Below are 15,133 nucleotides of genomic sequence, written 5' to 3' on the forward strand. Positions count from 1 at the left end.
ATGGCTCGCAAAAACCAAAAAGCCCCATGGGAACCAGAAGAAGAAATCATCTGGGTAAGTAAGACAGAAATGAAAACGGACATGGATGCCCTGCAAAAGCTGGGAGAAGAGCTTGTTGAACTAAAGCCTTCTATTCTTGATAAGTTCCCTTTGTCTGAAGACCTGGCACAAGCGATTAAAGATGCACAACGCTTTAAAAATGAAGCAAAGCGCCGTCAGCTTCAATACATTGGTAAAGTAATGCGTAATGTAGATCCAGAGCCAATTCAAGCGGCTTTAGATAAAATTCGCAACAAACACTCTCAAGCAACAGTTGAACTGCACAAACTAGAACAACTGCGTGACCGCGTTGTTGCAGAAGGTGATGCTGCCATTTCTGACGTTATGGAAATGTACCCTGAAGCAGACCGTCAACGTCTTCGTCAGCTAGCTCGCCAAGCTAACAAAGAGAAATCAGCAAACAAGCCAGCGAAGTCTTCTCGCGAGATCTTCCAAATCTTAAAAGAGCTAAAGCAAGGCGAATAACCTTCGTCTCCTTTTACTCAGAAAGATAATAAAAGACCTAGCACATGCTAGGTCTTTTTGTTTTCGACTTGCTCAATATCAAAAGCCATCAAGACCAATACTCAGTCGTCACTCACCCGCTTTAACAAACGAGCTTAATTCTTGCTGTGGATGAGTAGCTGTCAGTACTTCTATCGAGTCTTCAACCAACACCTTACCTAGCGCCACAAAAATAAACTTATTCGCGATACTGCGTGCATCACCTAAATGGTGCGTCACCATCAATACCGTAATATTTCGTTCTGCCGCTAATCGCTTCACTAAGCTAAGCATCTCCTCGCGCAGCAAAGGATCAAGCGCAGAGAAAGGTTCATCAAGCAACCAGATATCATGAGGCTGAACAAAACAGCGGGCTAACGCGACACGCTGGCGCTGGCCACCCGATAAATGCTCAGGCAATCTATCTAAATACTCTGCAACACCTACTTGTGCGGCTGCTTGCTCAACTTTGAGCTTTTGGGTTGCGGTAAGCTTTAATCCTGGATGCAGCCCTAAACCAATATTTTCACGTACGGTGAGATGGGCAAAAAGATTGTGTTCTTGGAACAGCATAGCCAATGGGCGTTGATGTGCCTCTTTACCAATAAGCGATTGTCCTGCCACTGATATCTCACCCGATGTAGGCTCTATGAATCCCGCGACTAGCGCCAACAACGTTGATTTACCAGCGCCACTCGGCCCCATCAACGCGACAATGTCGCCCTGCTCAGCTTGGAAATCAAAGCGAAACAACTCTCGGTGATAGTGGTAGTCCACCTCTTTCATCACTAACATCATCGGTTCCTTAACTCTTTAGCATTAGGGTTTGAACTTCGAGTAAATAAAAATTCTATTAAGCTAAAACTGCCCACACTCAGCAGCAGTAAACTCACAGAAACCACCGCGGCAGCTTCCATTTGATAGCTGCCTAACAATTGGAATAGATACAAAGGCAGCGTTCTAAAATCTTGGCTACCAAACAAGGCAATGGCACTCAAGTCCCCCATCGCCAGCATAAAGCTAATAGAAAAGGCTTGCGCCATTGGTTTACGTAGTGCGCGCCACTCCACCAGCCTAAAACGTGTGAAACCTGTCATTCCCAAGCTTGCACACACGTATTGATACTGTTGAGATAAGTGCAACATAGGTTGGGCTAAGGTTTTAATCACATAAGGCAGTGCCATTAAGCTATTCACGGCAATCACAATAAAGAAAGCTAAGCTAAATACATCGGTAAATGAACGCAGTAACAAGAAGAGTCCCGTACTGATCACTAATCCTGGTGTCACTAAGATAATGGTACCAATCAGCTCGATTTTATCGGCTCTAAAGTTCTTGTTTTGCAAACGCCATGCACGACTGGTCAGCAGTATCGCAATACCAATACCGACAGCAATAACACTTGCTAAGGACGCAACTTTAACTGAGGTCATTAGTGCAGCCCAAAACGGTTCGCTGCTGAGTACCGTCAATGCTTGTGAATTAATACCACTAAAGATAACCATGGCTAATGGCGGCAATACCAGCATTGAGACTACTATGATCCAAAAGCTATCCCAAGCTTTTGACCACCAGCTGTCCTTAACCAAATATTTCTCTTCCGACAGCTGACTGGCTGTCACGGAGATAGGCTTAGACAAGCGCTGAATACTCACAGCTAATACACCACATAGCAGCATTTGCCATATCGCGAGTAACGCACCAGCCTGTAGGTCAAAATCGAACTTAATCGCTTGATAGATTGCCAACTCGATAGTGGTCGATTTAGGACCTCCACCTAGCGCCATCACGGTAGCAAAGCTGGTGAAGCACAGCATGAAGACTAGGCCACACACATGAGGCAGTTGCTGTCTCAATCGCGGCCATTCGACCCATTTAAATTTATTCCAATGACTCATACCCAAATGAGCACACAGCTTATGTTGCTCGGCAGGCACGGTATCTAAAGCTTGTAAAAGTAAACGACTGGCATAGGGCAGATTAAAGAAGACATGTGCGAGTAAAATGCCATTCAATCCATAGATGGAGAATGGTAATTCAATATCGAAGTTCGCCAGAAATTTAGCTAACCAACCACTGTTGCCATAAATAGCAAGCAAACCAAACACACCGACTAACACAGGCAGAACCAAGGTCGACGCGAACAGCCTTAACAACAGAGCTCGCCCAAAAAATTGCCTGCGACACAAAGCATGAGCAATAGGTATAGCAAAGCCAACACTCAGCACAGTTGAGAGTGTCGCTTGATAAAAACTGAATTTCGTTACATGCCAATAGTAAGGATCGGACCATACTTGGCTGATATCAAGAGAAGGGGCATTGCTAAGCAATGCCCCAACTGCTGAAACCACAAAGGCGGTAATGAGTATCGCAACCCAGATCCCGACCTTAGGTGTTTTCTTTATCATAAATTGATTTTTTACCGTAAGTGGTTCACTCAGTTAATATCGAACGAACCTTTAAATACAGAAAGTTAGAAAGCTGAATTTTAGGAAACTCATCGTTAGAAAGTTAAGCTAGAAAGCTAATCTTTTAAAAAGTAAGTGCACTCTGCCATTCGCGGATCCAAGGCTTACGCTTAGCTGCAATTTCTTCAGGCGTAAAGCTCAGAGCTTTCTGTGGTACCGTTAACTGCTCAAATCCTTTTGGTAGCTCGATATCCGTCACTGGGTACATCCAGTTGCCCGTTGGCATCGCCGATTGGAATTCATCACTTAAGATAAACGCCATAAACTCATCGGCAAGCTTTTCATTTTTGCTGCCTTTAACTTTCGCTGCCACTTCCACTTGAGTGTAATGACCTTCTTCAAAGCTTGCTGCTGCGTACTTAGAATCACTTTCTGCAATGATGTGGTAAGCCGGAGAAGTCGTGTAAGACAAGACTAAGTCCGACTCACCCTTTAAGAACATAGAGTAAGCTTCAGACCAACCTTTAGTCACAGTAACCGTTTTCTGAGCGAGCTTCTTCCAAGCTGCTGTCGCTTCATCACCGTATACTGACTTCACCCATAGCATCATGCCTTGACCCGGCGTTGATGTACGTGGGTCTTGGTAGATAACCTTGAGATCATCACGCTGCTCAACCAGTTCTTTCAAGCTCTTAGGTGGGTTTGCTAGTTTCTCTTTGTTATAGATAAACGCAAAGTAGCCAAAGTCATAAGGGACAAAAGTACTGTCACTCCAACCATTAGGAAGCGTTACTGATGACGTATCAACACTGTGCTTAGCTAATAAGCCCGTCGCTTTCGCTTCAGCCATCAGATTGTTATCTAGGCCTAACACGATATCAGCTTTGCTGTTCCCACCTTCAAGACGCAAGCGGTTCAGAATAGATACGCCATCTTCTAGCGCGACAAAGTTCACATCGCAGCCACACTTTTCTTCAAATGCTTTTTCAACGGCAGGACGAGGTCCCCAATCCGCAGCAAAAGAGTCATAGGTATAAACCGTTAGGGTATTATCTGCAGCAAAGGCAGAAAAAGAGATGGCTGTAGTAACAGCAAGAGTTGTTAATGTGAATTTCACTGGACGCTCTCCATGGTCTGAGCGGCACAGGTTTGAGGGAGGAGAACGGTAGAAGTTGTTCCTAACTCAATTCCTACGCCAGCATTATCTGGTTCAGGTTTACGGGTCCCAAGCACTTGCTTGATCTCAGCTCGCATTCATTATTTGAATGGTTCGCTCCCCGATGAGTGTTCAGAATTGTAATTCGAATTTTAACAATAAGCTATCAAGTTTGGATCAATTACGTTGATCGTAACCCCAACGTGGCACTAAACCTTGCTCGATGCCAAGATGATCCAAAATGCGCGCCACCATAAAATCGACCAGATCTTCAATCGACTGAGGTTGATGATAAAAACCCGGAGCGGCAGGCATGATCGTCACGCCCATAGTCGATAGCTTATGCATGTTCTCTAAGTGCAGCGTCGAGAATGGCGTCTCACGAACCACCAACAACAGTTGGCCTCGTTCTTTCATGACCACATCTGCAGCACGCTCAATCAGATTATCTGACAGGCCATGAGCAATTGAAGCCAAGCTTCCCGCTGAACATGGGCAAACGACCATCTGCTTCGGCGCTGCAGAACCAGAGGCAACCGGTGAGAACCAATCATCTTTGCCACACACCACTAGCTTTTCTGGGTCACAGCCTAAAAGCTTAACCAAAGCTTGTTTCGCGGCATCGGGCCCTGTAGGTAACTTAAGTTCATGCTCGGTCGCCAACACCACTCGCGCAGCCGACGATATCAGTAAATAGACCTGATAATCCGCCGCCAAAAGGCATTCAAGTAAACGCAGGCCATAAGGCGCACCTGATGCGCCAGTGAAAGCGAGGGTTATAGCTTTATCGTGTTTTGTCATGTTCTCAATTACTTCAAAATATAAGGTCGTGGATGCCGTTAGCCTTTGAGTGCCAACGCATCCAACAATTTCTGGTGAATACCACCAAAGCCACCATTACTCATTACTAAGATTTGGTCGCCCGCTTGTGCCTCTGAGACAATTCTAGCAACGAATGCATCCATGTCATCACTTACATGTGCGGGTTGATGGCACGCATCGGCAACATCTTGTACAGACCAATCAATGTTATCCGGTTGGAATAAGTAGGTAGAATCCGCCTGTTTGAGCGAATCAGCCAAGGTTTCTTTATGCACACCACGCTTCATGGTGGCAGAACGAGGCTCTAAAACAGCAATGATTTTTTTCGTATCGACCTTATTACGTAAGCCACCCAGAGTAAGTTCAATCGCTGTAGGATGATGAGCAAAATCGTCATAGACAGAAACACCTGCCACTTCGCCTTTAAACTCTAAGCGACGCTTGGTATTAATGAAAGTCGCCAGTGATTCACATCCTAAGTCGGGTGTCACACCGACATGTCTTGCCGCCGCAATCGCCATCAAGGCATTACTTACGTTATGATCGCCAACCAAATCCCAGTCTACGGTTCCAACACATTTGTCTTGGAAATAGACCTCAAATTTAGAGCCATCTTTAACCAGTTTCTTGGCATCCCAATCGCCAAGTTCGCCGCTCGATTCAGTCTCACTCCAACACCCACGAGATAGAACATCTTCAATAGCCGTATCTTGCTTCGGTGAGAAAATACGACCATTACTTGGCACAGTGCGAACCAAATGATGGAACTGTCGCTTGATCGCTTCAAGATCGTCAAAGATATCCGCATGATCGAACTCTAGGTTATTCATGACCAAGGTTCTTGGGTGGTAATGAACGAACTTAGATCGTTTATCGAAAAAAGCACTGTCGTATTCGTCGGCTTCTACAACGAAGAACATGCTTTCACCAAGGCGAGCAGATATACCAAAGTTACCCAACACACCGCCAACTAAGAAGCCCGGTGCATAGCCACAGTCTTCCAAGATCCAAGCCAACATGCTTGATGTAGTAGTCTTGCCATGCGTTCCCGAGACCGCAAGAACCCAACGGTCATGCAGTAGAAATTCTTGCAACCATTGCGGGCCTGATGTGTATCTAAGGTTATTATCCAATACATACTCAACACACGGGTTACCACGGCTCATCGCATTACCGATAACCACGAGATCAGGCCTTGGCTCTAATTGACTAGGGTCGAACCCTTCAATAATTTCAATCCCTTGTGATTCCAACAAAGTGCTCATTGGAGGGTAAACATTCGCGTCACTACCCGTAACCTTGTGACCTAATTGACGAGCCAATACCGCGGCACCACCCATGAAGGTGCCACAAATTCCTAAGATGTGAATATGCATATATTGCTTCCAAACGCTTGGCTAAATGAGCCATGTCTAAATCAAACTACTTGCACTCATTATCATTAAATGGCGATTAAAAGCGAGCAGCAATGCAAAACAAATTTAGTCGACATAGTAAGTGAGATCTGTGTCGCTTAGTTCATTACCATTAAAAAGATCTAACCTTTAGAATTTAGGTAAGCGTCTAGATGAATAAAGCCCACTCAAGAGGCCTAATCTACAGTGCTCAAATCCCCCCTAATATTGAGAGAAGTTTAAGGAAATAACATGTCTGAGATGCGCACCCTTGGTGAGTTCATTGTTGCAAAACAAAGTGACTTTCCCCATGCAAGTGGTGATCTATCATCCCTTTTGTCATCAATTCGTCTTGCTGCGAAAATTGTTAACCGTGAAATCAACAAAGCAGGTCTTGTCGACATTACTGGCGCTGTTGGTACAGACAACGTTCAAGGTGAAGAGCAACAAAAGCTAGACCTTTACGCGAACGACAAATTTAAAGCGGCTCTAGAAGCTCGTGACCAAGTTTGTGGCGTTGCAAGTGAAGAAGAAGACGAAGCTGTTGCCTTCAATAAAGAGCTCAACAAAAACGCAAAATACGTTGTTCTGATGGATCCACTTGATGGTTCTTCAAACATCGATGTGAATGTATCGGTTGGTACGATTTTCTCTATCTACCGCCGAGTGTCACCGATTGGTACCCCACCAACACAAGAAGATTTCCTACAACCTGGACACAAACAAGTTGCCGCGGGTTATGTAATTTACGGTTCTTCAACCATGCTTGTTTACACAACAGGCGCTGGCGTCAATGGTTTCACCTACGACCCATCACTGGGTACCTTCTGTCTATCTCATGAAAACATGATGATCCCTGATGAAGGTAAGATCTACTCGATCAACGAAGGTAACTACTTCCGCTTCCCTACGGGTGTTAAAAAGTACATCAAGTACTGCCAAGAAGATGAGCCAAGTGATAACCGCCCTTACACTTCTCGTTACATTGGTTCTCTAGTATCAGATTTCCACCGTAACCTGCTGAAAGGCGGCATCTACTTATACCCAAGCACACAAAGCCACCCTCAAGGTAAACTACGTTTGCTTTACGAGTGCAACCCAATTGCTTTCCTTATGGAACAAGCGGGTGGTATCGCTTCAGACGGTGCTCAACGTATCATGGACATCAAACCAACTGAGTTACACCAACGTGTACCTTTCTTTGTTGGCTCAACAGACATGGTTCGCAAAGTAGAAGAGTTTCTTGAGCTTAACCGAGACTAATTCTCTCGTTTATTTCTCAAAATAACGTCATTAAAAAAGCCAGCATTTGAACTGACCCCCAATAGTTGGACACCAATTATTGGGGGGTCTTTTTATGTCCAAATATAGCCGAGAGCTAAAATGTATCATTGCTAAGCAATACTTAGATGGCACGTCATCTCTCTACTTAGCAAAACAATATTCAATTTCTTCAAGGCAGATACGGTATTGGGCTCAAGTCTTTGCCATCCATGGTACTGATTCATTTTTATCAACTAAGCATGCCGAGACTGCTCAAACAAAACGAAAAGCATTGAATTTAATGTGGACGAATGAATGGTCTCTCACGCACACTAGCGCAGTATTAAACCTCTCATCCCCTGGGATACTCTCTGTCTGGCTCAAAAGATTTAATGAGCTCGGTATCAAAGGGCTCAAAATGCGCCAGAAAGGAAGACCCTCAATGAAACAGCAACCTCAACGTACCACTAAGCCTGATAATGAAATGACACTTGAGGAGCTAAAAGAGGAGTTGGTTTACTTACGAACCGAGAATGCCGTTCTAAAAAAGTTGGAAGAGTTGGAGCAGGAAAAAAACCGTCGAACAAAGAAAAAGCGGTCATAGCTCTAACTCTTAAAGGCAAGTACCCGTTAAAGCACTTACTGCACACTCTACAGCTGGCAAAAAGTGTCTTTTATTATCAGGCTCAAACGAGCAAGCGCCCAAATAGCTACGAACGTGAGCTGCGGTTGATAAAGTCAATTTATCATGAACATAAGGGGCGATACGGCTACCGCCGTATTCACTTGGAACTAAAAAATCAGGGGTTCGTGCTTAATCACAAAACGGTTCAAAGGCTTATGGCTCAACTCAACCTTAAATCGACGGTCAGGATTAAAAAGTATCGTTCATACCGAGGAGAGTCAGGAAAAGCTGCTCCCAACGTTCTTGAAAGAGATTTTAGTGCGACTCAACCCGATGAAAAGTGGGTAACTGATGTCACGGAGTTCAAAGTCAAAGAGCAGAAAGTATACTTGTCTCCCGTTGTCGACTTGTTTACTCAGGAGGTGGTTGCTTATAGAGTGGCCAAAAATGCCTGCTTGCCGCTTGTCACGGATATGCTGACGGAAGCTATATCAACGCTTAAACCCAACTCAAAGCCAATTATACATAGCGATCAAGGTTGGCAATATCGCCATCGACAGTATCAGAAAAAGGTAGCGGAGAGTGGGTTAACGCAAAGCATGTCGAGAAAAGGCAACTGCTTGGATAATGCTGTTGCTGAAAACTTATTTGCTTTACTCAAAACCGAGATGTATCACAACCAAAGCTTTGAAGATGCAGATGCTCTGATAGAGCAAATTAAAGAATACATCGAGTACTACAATACCAAACGTATAAAAGTGAAACTAAAAGGCCTGACTCCGATAGAATATCGAACTCAGGCCTTGAAAGCCGCTTAACAGAAATGTCCAACTTTACGGGGTCACTTCAATTTATATGCTGGCTTTTTGTTTGATAACTCAAGGATATATAGCGGCTAACAGTTGTCCCGCTTACACCAGTCACCCGAAAGTATTTCTTTATTAGCTTTTAGATCAAGCTGATACAAATATACCCATGCTAATCCAAATATAGTCTCTATTTGCTCGCGACGATACTCAACAGGAACATCTTCTAGCCGATCGAGCGACTCCAAAATTTCGTCGTTAATGATATAGACCTCGCCAGCGACACTTTTCTTTCCTAAAATCATCGCCGGATACGCAACTAAATCAAAAAGTGCGTATTCCTCAGGTGTGTCAAACCTTCCTAAACACTCACACTGTTTTAAATAGTGGTGGTTCGACTGGTCTTTTCTCAATGTCCCATAAACAAAAACGAGGTGCTGCATACTCACTCCCTAGCATTCGTCCTCCGCTAATCAATCACCGCTCAAAGTGTTACTCAAATTCAAATTGATAGAGAAGATCCACAGCACTGTCTAGACCCGATACTGCCTCAACGTAGAGATCCTGCATCAATCGATAACGAACGGTAAACTCGCCTAACGAGTTAAAGATACCCACACCATATTTCACCTGTAAACCTGGGAGAATATAGCCGCTTACCGTGACCTGAGAGTCATCCCCAGAGCCTGCTGTATCCAGTTGTAAATCTTGTACACCAAAGGCTTCGCCGATTTCGCCAACAACCTTACCACTCTTCGCTAAACTCAAACCGATCAAGGTTGTTGTCATCGAACCGCTCGACTCACCATCGATATCTTGGCCACGCAGAATATAAGACAGCGCGTTCGCTTGTGGCATCGCTGGATCAGAGTAAATCTCGATGGTCGGCTCGGTCGCAGGACCTGTAACTCGAATACCTGCGGTCACATCATCCTGAGTATTATCAGGGTTACGAATCGCATTGATGGCTACATATGGTTGATCCGGTGGACCATTCATTAGAATTTTACCCTCTTCGATCAAGAGGTCTTGCCCGAATGATTGGTAAGTACCATCGACGATATTCACTTCACCAGTGATGAATGGACCTTGGTCTTTTTGAGCTACATTAAGCTTACCAACCAACTCGCCTTCAAGACCGAAGGCAGACAATTTAAAGTCATCACCAATGGAGATATTAATATTGGTCATCACATTGAATGGGATCGTATCTTCACTTTCAGGCTCAAGATCTTTGTTCAATATCACCTGATCGGAAGACACACCAACCGCTGACGGTGGTAAGTCTTCTACCACAATTCGTCCCCATGGTAGTGCTATGTCACCGGTAATTTTTGCCAGCTCGGGCGTGACATCAATAGTCATATCAGGTACGACCTTAACCTTGACCATCGGCGGGATATCAACCATCAACTCATCGGCAAAAACTCTAACGTTAGAGTGCCATGCTTTAAGATCTTGCCAGTCCCCGGTTCCCTCAATATCAAGGTGACCGTCAGGCGTTTCTACATTCGCATCCAGTTTTGCACTATAACCATCAAAGTCGAGATCGACACGGCCATCTTTCACATCAACAGGCGTAACGTCGCCTTTGACTTGAATACCATCAACCGAGAACTGACCAAAAACTTGAGGGTGCATCAAAGATCCTTTAACTTGAAGATCACTCTCAAGGTCGGCTTTCAATAGGCTGTACTCACCTAGGATTGGTTGCAAGAAATCGAGGTGGAACGTGGTCAGCTTAATTGCAGCATCGACCATTTTGTCTTCGGCAAGAATATCCGGTAACGACACCGTACCAGACAGGTCACCATTGTCGGAAACATCCAGCTTAAAATCGGCATCCAGTTTGTTGTCTTTCAACTGGGCATTCAATGCAACGCTTTCCCAACCCAGTGTGATTGGCTCACCAACTTGTTGAACAACCTGACCTTTCGGCATATCAACGCTTACCGTAACCTCAGGCTCACCTTGTTCAGACCACTTAGCATGGGCAGTCGCATTGACTAAGCCCTGTAATTGCGTCTCTTTAGGTACAAAGGCTTTAATCTGCTCGAAATCAAATTGATTGATGGCCACCTTGGCCTCACCCGATTTTCCGACACGAACATCTTCATCCAAACACACACTCGAACCAGATTGTTTCCAACAGTGCGCTTGAACATCGGCAAACTGTTTATCGACATCCGCCTTTATCGCGACAGGTTGATCTAATTCCCAAGGACCTTGCTGAGTGGTTATTTTGACGCGATCTAACGACCCATCCCAAATAATAGAAGGCTTTTGAATCAACTCTCCAGAGATCGCCAAACTTGTCGACACGATGTCGGATATCACATCAAGTGTCACTGTGTGTTTCTTCTCACCACCACTCACCGTGAGATCAATACTTTCCACGTTTTGATCTTGATAGGCTAAGTTCTTAGCTTTGAGTACAAGATCGGCTTGGGCTTCAGGTAATGGCAGAGGAACCAAAGAGCCATTAAGCGACAAGGATTCGAGTGTTGCTTCGTTATTCCAATCGACCTTATCAACATTTAAAGCAAGATCGACTTCAGGCTCTTTCGTTGGGCCGCTAAGTTGGATGCTACCGATCACTCTACCTTTCAGCTCAGGACTACTTTTTGCAAGCTCAGGGAAGAAGATCTCAACGCCCATGTCCCATTGCTTATCAAGTTGCCCCTGTGCCTTAATCGAGTTAACACCATGAGCCAAGCTCAAACCGCTGGTTTTCAGCTTTGGTTCACCGCTCGCGCTGCGATCCGACGCTGACAACTGACCTTCGATATCGAGAGGATATTCTCGTAAGATCCCTTCAATATCCAGTTTAGGCAATTCAATCGCCCAGCCGCCCGCTTCCGTCAACTCACCCGAGGTGACGATGCTTCCGCTAATGTTACCCTCGGCTTCTGGCCATTGCAGGCCCGGTTGAATATCTTTGAGTGTCACGTCAGCTTGCCAGTTAACTAGACTCTTCCAGTTCGCTTTAACGACACCGTTAAGTTCACCGCCTAGAGTGTTCAGTTTTAGACGCTCGAGCTCAATCTGTTCCGTCGTGCCTTTACCCTGCAGATCGATGGCTAACTCAGGGATTTCCTTACCATCGGCCCCACCTTTAAGTAGAACATTGAAACCATCTAGTGAGCCATTAGCTTTGAATTTCTCAATTGTCGCTTGGTAATCGCTTTTTCCGGTAAGAGGCCACTGCGCTTGTCCGCCCTCTAAAAGAAGGTCAAATGGTAGAGTTGGCTCTAAGGGTTGAATATCCCCAGACAGCTTTGCCTCAATCAATTCAGAAAACTCGGAATCTAGGTTTAGTTTAGCTACGCTACCTTGCGCTTTCAGGGATAGCTTCTGCCCAGCAAGGTCGGTTTCTTTCACTAACGCATCCAAAGACAGCTCTAACGGGTAATCACCTTTAAGCTCAACCTTCGTCGTTAGGTTCGCGCTGGCTTGTGGCATATCGAGTTCGAGAGTTGAAACATCAACCGTGTGTTTACCCGCGCGTGCCTCTAGTCCAAGGTGATTAACAACGATTGGTGTTTCTTGTTCTAAGGTGAAACGGTTAAGATCAAAACGCTCCAACACAACCTGTAAAGGAATCCAGACTTCCGGCAATTCGATAGCAGTTTTAACGGCAACTTCTGGCTCAACCTTTTCTGCTTGCGGTTCTTCTGTCGACTCCGCGAGTTTAACCTTAAGATCATTGAATAAGGTTGGCGATACCGTCAGCTTTTCGCCCTGCATACTCAAAGCCGTAGAGAACAGACTCCATTCAATTTCATGACCCAAGATATTCAGCTTGATATCAGATAAAGCGATACGGTTGATCACGATTGGTAATGGTGTTTTCACTGATGTTAGGGGCGGAGTCGGTTCTACTTCTTCTGTAGAGGGAGGAGGCAGTTCAGTAAATGCGAAGTCCAACCCTTGAATCGCTAAACGATCAACACACAGCTTAGGATCAAGCAAACAACGAGGGTTAATAGCCAAGTTCAGCTTTTGAACCTTGGTGTCGATATGCAGGCTGTCATCTTTAAACTGAACATTATTAAGCATAAAGCTTGGGAACAGGGCTCCTTTAGTACTTTCCACTTTAAGTTGTGGCAATGCTTTTTCAGCGCCCCACAACACGGTGTTCAACCCTGCATTGGTGAACAAAACAAAACCGAGCAGGGCTATCAACAATAGCAAAATAGACGTCAATGAGATCGACGTCCACTTGATGCACTTGCCCATCACTTTGATCATAATTCAGGTCCTAAACTAAAGTGCAGTTGGAACTCATCGCCTTTCTTCGCATCGAGGCCCCAAGCAAAATCTAGACTCACTGGACCAACGGGGGACGCCCAACGCACCCCGACACCGGTGCCGTGCTTCCACTCTGGCTTGTCATTAAATGCATCACCAATATCGTAGAATGCAGCGCCCCACCAGTTTCCAACCAAGCGGTATTGGTATTCAAACGAACTGGTTGCGATAAATTTTGCACCCGTTAGAGCGCCACTTTCATCGCGCGGAGAGATCGACTCATAGCCATAACCACGAATACTGTTATCACCACCGGCAAAGAATCTTAGGGAAGGAGACAGCTTCTCAAACTCGTCGGCAAAGTTACCGCCAAATTGAAGCCGAGTTAGGCCTCGGTGGTTATCGCCAATGCTTCTAATCCAAGCGGTTTGGCCTTGAAAACGAACAACCTTAGTTTCGGATAACAAGGTATCATCGGCCGCTTCAAACATAATGGTTTGTTTATCGCCCCACATCGGCATCGAACCACCTCGCGTTCGAGTTCGTGAGAAAGAGAAACCCGGCAAAACAAACTGTGCCAAGTCATCTTGTAAACCTTGTTCATAGTTTTCGACCAAGTATCGAATGAACACCGTGCGTTGCCAGCCATTGTCCAGACGCCAATATCTTTCTAAGGCAAGGTTTGATTCCAAACTCTTGGTATCACGATTATCCAAATTTTTCATACCGTACTTAACTTGGTAGTAGTCATTAAGTACGTCATCCAATGGGATTTTATAAGCTGCCGTGATCGTCTGCTCAGGCTTGGAGATCGACAAGCTACTATTGAAGCTATGGCCTCTGTCATTAACCCAAGGTTTTTTCCATTTAAGAGTGCCTTTCACACCAAGGTCTGTTGATACACCGATACCCGTTTCGATTTGGTTACGAGCTTGGGGAGCAAGGCTGACCTTCATCGGGATTTCGCGACCTTCGCCTAATTGACTTAAATCTGGCTCAACAAATACGGAAGAGAACCAATCTGTATTCGACAAGTTTTGGTTGTACTCGCCGACTTTGGTAATTGAATAAGGTTCGCCATCTTCAAACGGCTTAAGAGATTGCACTTTGTCATCTTGAATTTGACTGCCCGTCACTGTAGTTGTGCCAAAGTGGTAGCGTATACCACTGTTATAATGAAGGCGGACATAAGCTCGGTTTAATTCAGGAGCGACTTCTAGCTTGCTAAGATCATAAGACCCATCGAAGTAGCCTTTCGCTAATCCAAGGTTGCGGATCGATGATTTCAAAGAATCATAATTGCCATGATTCAGAATCGAACCTTTAGACAGCTTACTCCTAGCTATCAAAGCCAAAAAGTCAGGATCATCTTTGGCTTCACCAGTCAGAACGATATCTGAGGTATAAATAACAACAGGCTCTCCCGGCTCAACCGTAACGGTCATTTCGGTATCATCTTCGGAGTGAGAAAATGTGATATTAGGGTGGTAGTAACCTAACGCATTCAGGGCTTCTTTTATCATAGACTCCAAGCGAGATTGGAACCTTAATGAAACCGAGTACTCTTCTTCAGGAATCGCGCTCAGATAAGCATCAACATTATCCTCAAGCGCTCCATTAAGCCCTTTAATTTCAAGGGAAACATCAGCGAAAGCGAGCGTCGATGACAATAGAGTGCCAATCAGAACTGGTAAAGTTTTTCTTATCATGCTTAATTGGTGAAGAAGTTATCAATACGTTAATAAATGAAAAGAAATAATACCGCTAAAAAGACATTGAGTCTGTAATAAATCTTGGAATAACACGGTCTAATTTAAAGACTTAATCAATATGAACCAGCCGTTAATATTAACCTGGATCTAATG

12 protein-coding genes and 1 riboswitch are annotated in these 15,133 nt (G+C 44.8%); of the genes, 4 read left to right on the forward strand and 8 right to left on the reverse strand.

Annotation, left to right across the window (positions count from 1 at the left end):
* Positions 1-525 (forward strand): ribosome biogenesis factor YjgA, encoded by a 525-nt coding sequence (gene yjgA, locus AACR09_RS09350; protein ID WP_004735296.1) that lies wholly within the window; start codon positions 1-3, stop codon positions 523-525.
* Positions 526-633: 108 nt separating this feature from the next.
* Here the strand turns inward: yjgA and thiQ are convergent, their stop codons facing one another.
* From thiQ to mpl, 5 genes are all read right to left on the reverse strand, one after another.
* Positions 634-1,338, reverse strand: a complete 705-nt coding sequence (gene thiQ / locus AACR09_RS09355) for a thiamine ABC transporter ATP-binding protein (protein ID WP_020477151.1) — start codon at positions 1,336-1,338, stop codon at positions 634-636.
* Positions 1,338-2,951, reverse strand: coding sequence for a thiamine/thiamine pyrophosphate ABC transporter permease ThiP (gene thiP, locus AACR09_RS09360; protein ID WP_193834380.1), 1,614 nt, complete (start codon positions 2,949-2,951; stop codon positions 1,338-1,340). The genes thiQ and thiP overlap by 1 nt, the downstream gene beginning before the upstream one ends.
* A gap of 124 nt (positions 2,952-3,075) precedes the next feature.
* Positions 3,076-4,068 carry a thiamine ABC transporter substrate binding subunit gene (gene thiB, locus AACR09_RS09365; protein ID WP_193834381.1) on the reverse strand — a complete coding sequence of 331 codons (993 nt, stop codon included), beginning with the start codon at positions 4,066-4,068 and terminating at the stop codon, positions 3,076-3,078.
* 53 nt (positions 4,069-4,121) lie between these two features.
* Positions 4,122-4,241: riboswitch (TPP riboswitch) on the reverse strand.
* Positions 4,242-4,284: 43 nt separating this feature from the next.
* A complete protein-coding gene (locus AACR09_RS09370; protein WP_193834382.1) occupies positions 4,285-4,908 on the reverse strand; it encodes a flavin prenyltransferase UbiX in 624 nt (207 codons plus the stop codon).
* A gap of 38 nt (positions 4,909-4,946) precedes the next feature.
* Complete coding sequence (gene mpl / locus AACR09_RS09375; protein ID WP_193834383.1) at positions 4,947-6,305, reverse strand: UDP-N-acetylmuramate:L-alanyl-gamma-D-glutamyl-meso-diaminopimelate ligase; 1,359 nt, start codon at positions 6,303-6,305, stop codon at positions 4,947-4,949.
* Positions 6,306-6,575: 270 nt separating this feature from the next.
* On the opposite strand from mpl, the gene fbp reads away from it, so the two are divergent.
* The 3 genes from fbp to AACR09_RS09390 all read left to right on the forward strand — a co-directional run bounded on the left by fbp (position 6,576) and on the right by AACR09_RS09390 (position 9,029).
* Positions 6,576-7,586 (forward strand): class 1 fructose-bisphosphatase, encoded by a 1,011-nt coding sequence (gene fbp / locus AACR09_RS09380; protein WP_004735289.1) that lies wholly within the window; start codon positions 6,576-6,578, stop codon positions 7,584-7,586.
* Positions 7,587-7,680: 94 nt separating this feature from the next.
* Positions 7,681-8,190 (forward strand): helix-turn-helix domain-containing protein, encoded by a 510-nt coding sequence (locus AACR09_RS09385; protein WP_102448114.1) that lies wholly within the window; start codon positions 7,681-7,683, stop codon positions 8,188-8,190.
* Positions 8,187-9,029 (forward strand): IS3 family transposase, encoded by an 843-nt coding sequence (locus tag AACR09_RS09390; RefSeq protein WP_322621704.1) that lies wholly within the window; start codon positions 8,187-8,189, stop codon positions 9,027-9,029. The genes AACR09_RS09385 and AACR09_RS09390 overlap by 4 nt, the downstream gene beginning before the upstream one ends.
* A gap of 77 nt (positions 9,030-9,106) precedes the next feature.
* Here AACR09_RS09390 and AACR09_RS09395 read toward each other — a convergent pair whose 3' ends face one another.
* The 3 genes from AACR09_RS09395 to tamA are packed head-to-tail and all read right to left on the reverse strand — an operon-like array spanning position 9,107 to position 14,977.
* Entirely contained in the window at positions 9,107-9,460 is a 354-nt protein-coding gene (locus tag AACR09_RS09395) for a gamma-glutamylcyclotransferase family protein (RefSeq protein ID WP_193834384.1), read from the reverse strand.
* A gap of 49 nt (positions 9,461-9,509) precedes the next feature.
* A complete protein-coding gene (tamB, locus tag AACR09_RS09400; RefSeq protein ID WP_193834385.1) occupies positions 9,510-13,268 on the reverse strand; it encodes an autotransporter assembly complex protein TamB in 3,759 nt (1,252 codons plus the stop codon).
* Positions 13,265-14,977 (reverse strand): autotransporter assembly complex protein TamA, encoded by a 1,713-nt coding sequence (gene tamA, locus AACR09_RS09405; protein ID WP_108194743.1) that lies wholly within the window; start codon positions 14,975-14,977, stop codon positions 13,265-13,267. The genes tamB and tamA overlap by 4 nt, the downstream gene beginning before the upstream one ends.
* Positions 14,978-15,133: the final 156 nt, after the last annotated feature.

The sequence above is a fragment of the Vibrio sp. OPT20 genome (assembly GCF_963889365.1).
GTDB lineage: Bacteria > Pseudomonadota > Gammaproteobacteria > Enterobacterales > Vibrionaceae > Vibrio > Vibrio splendidus.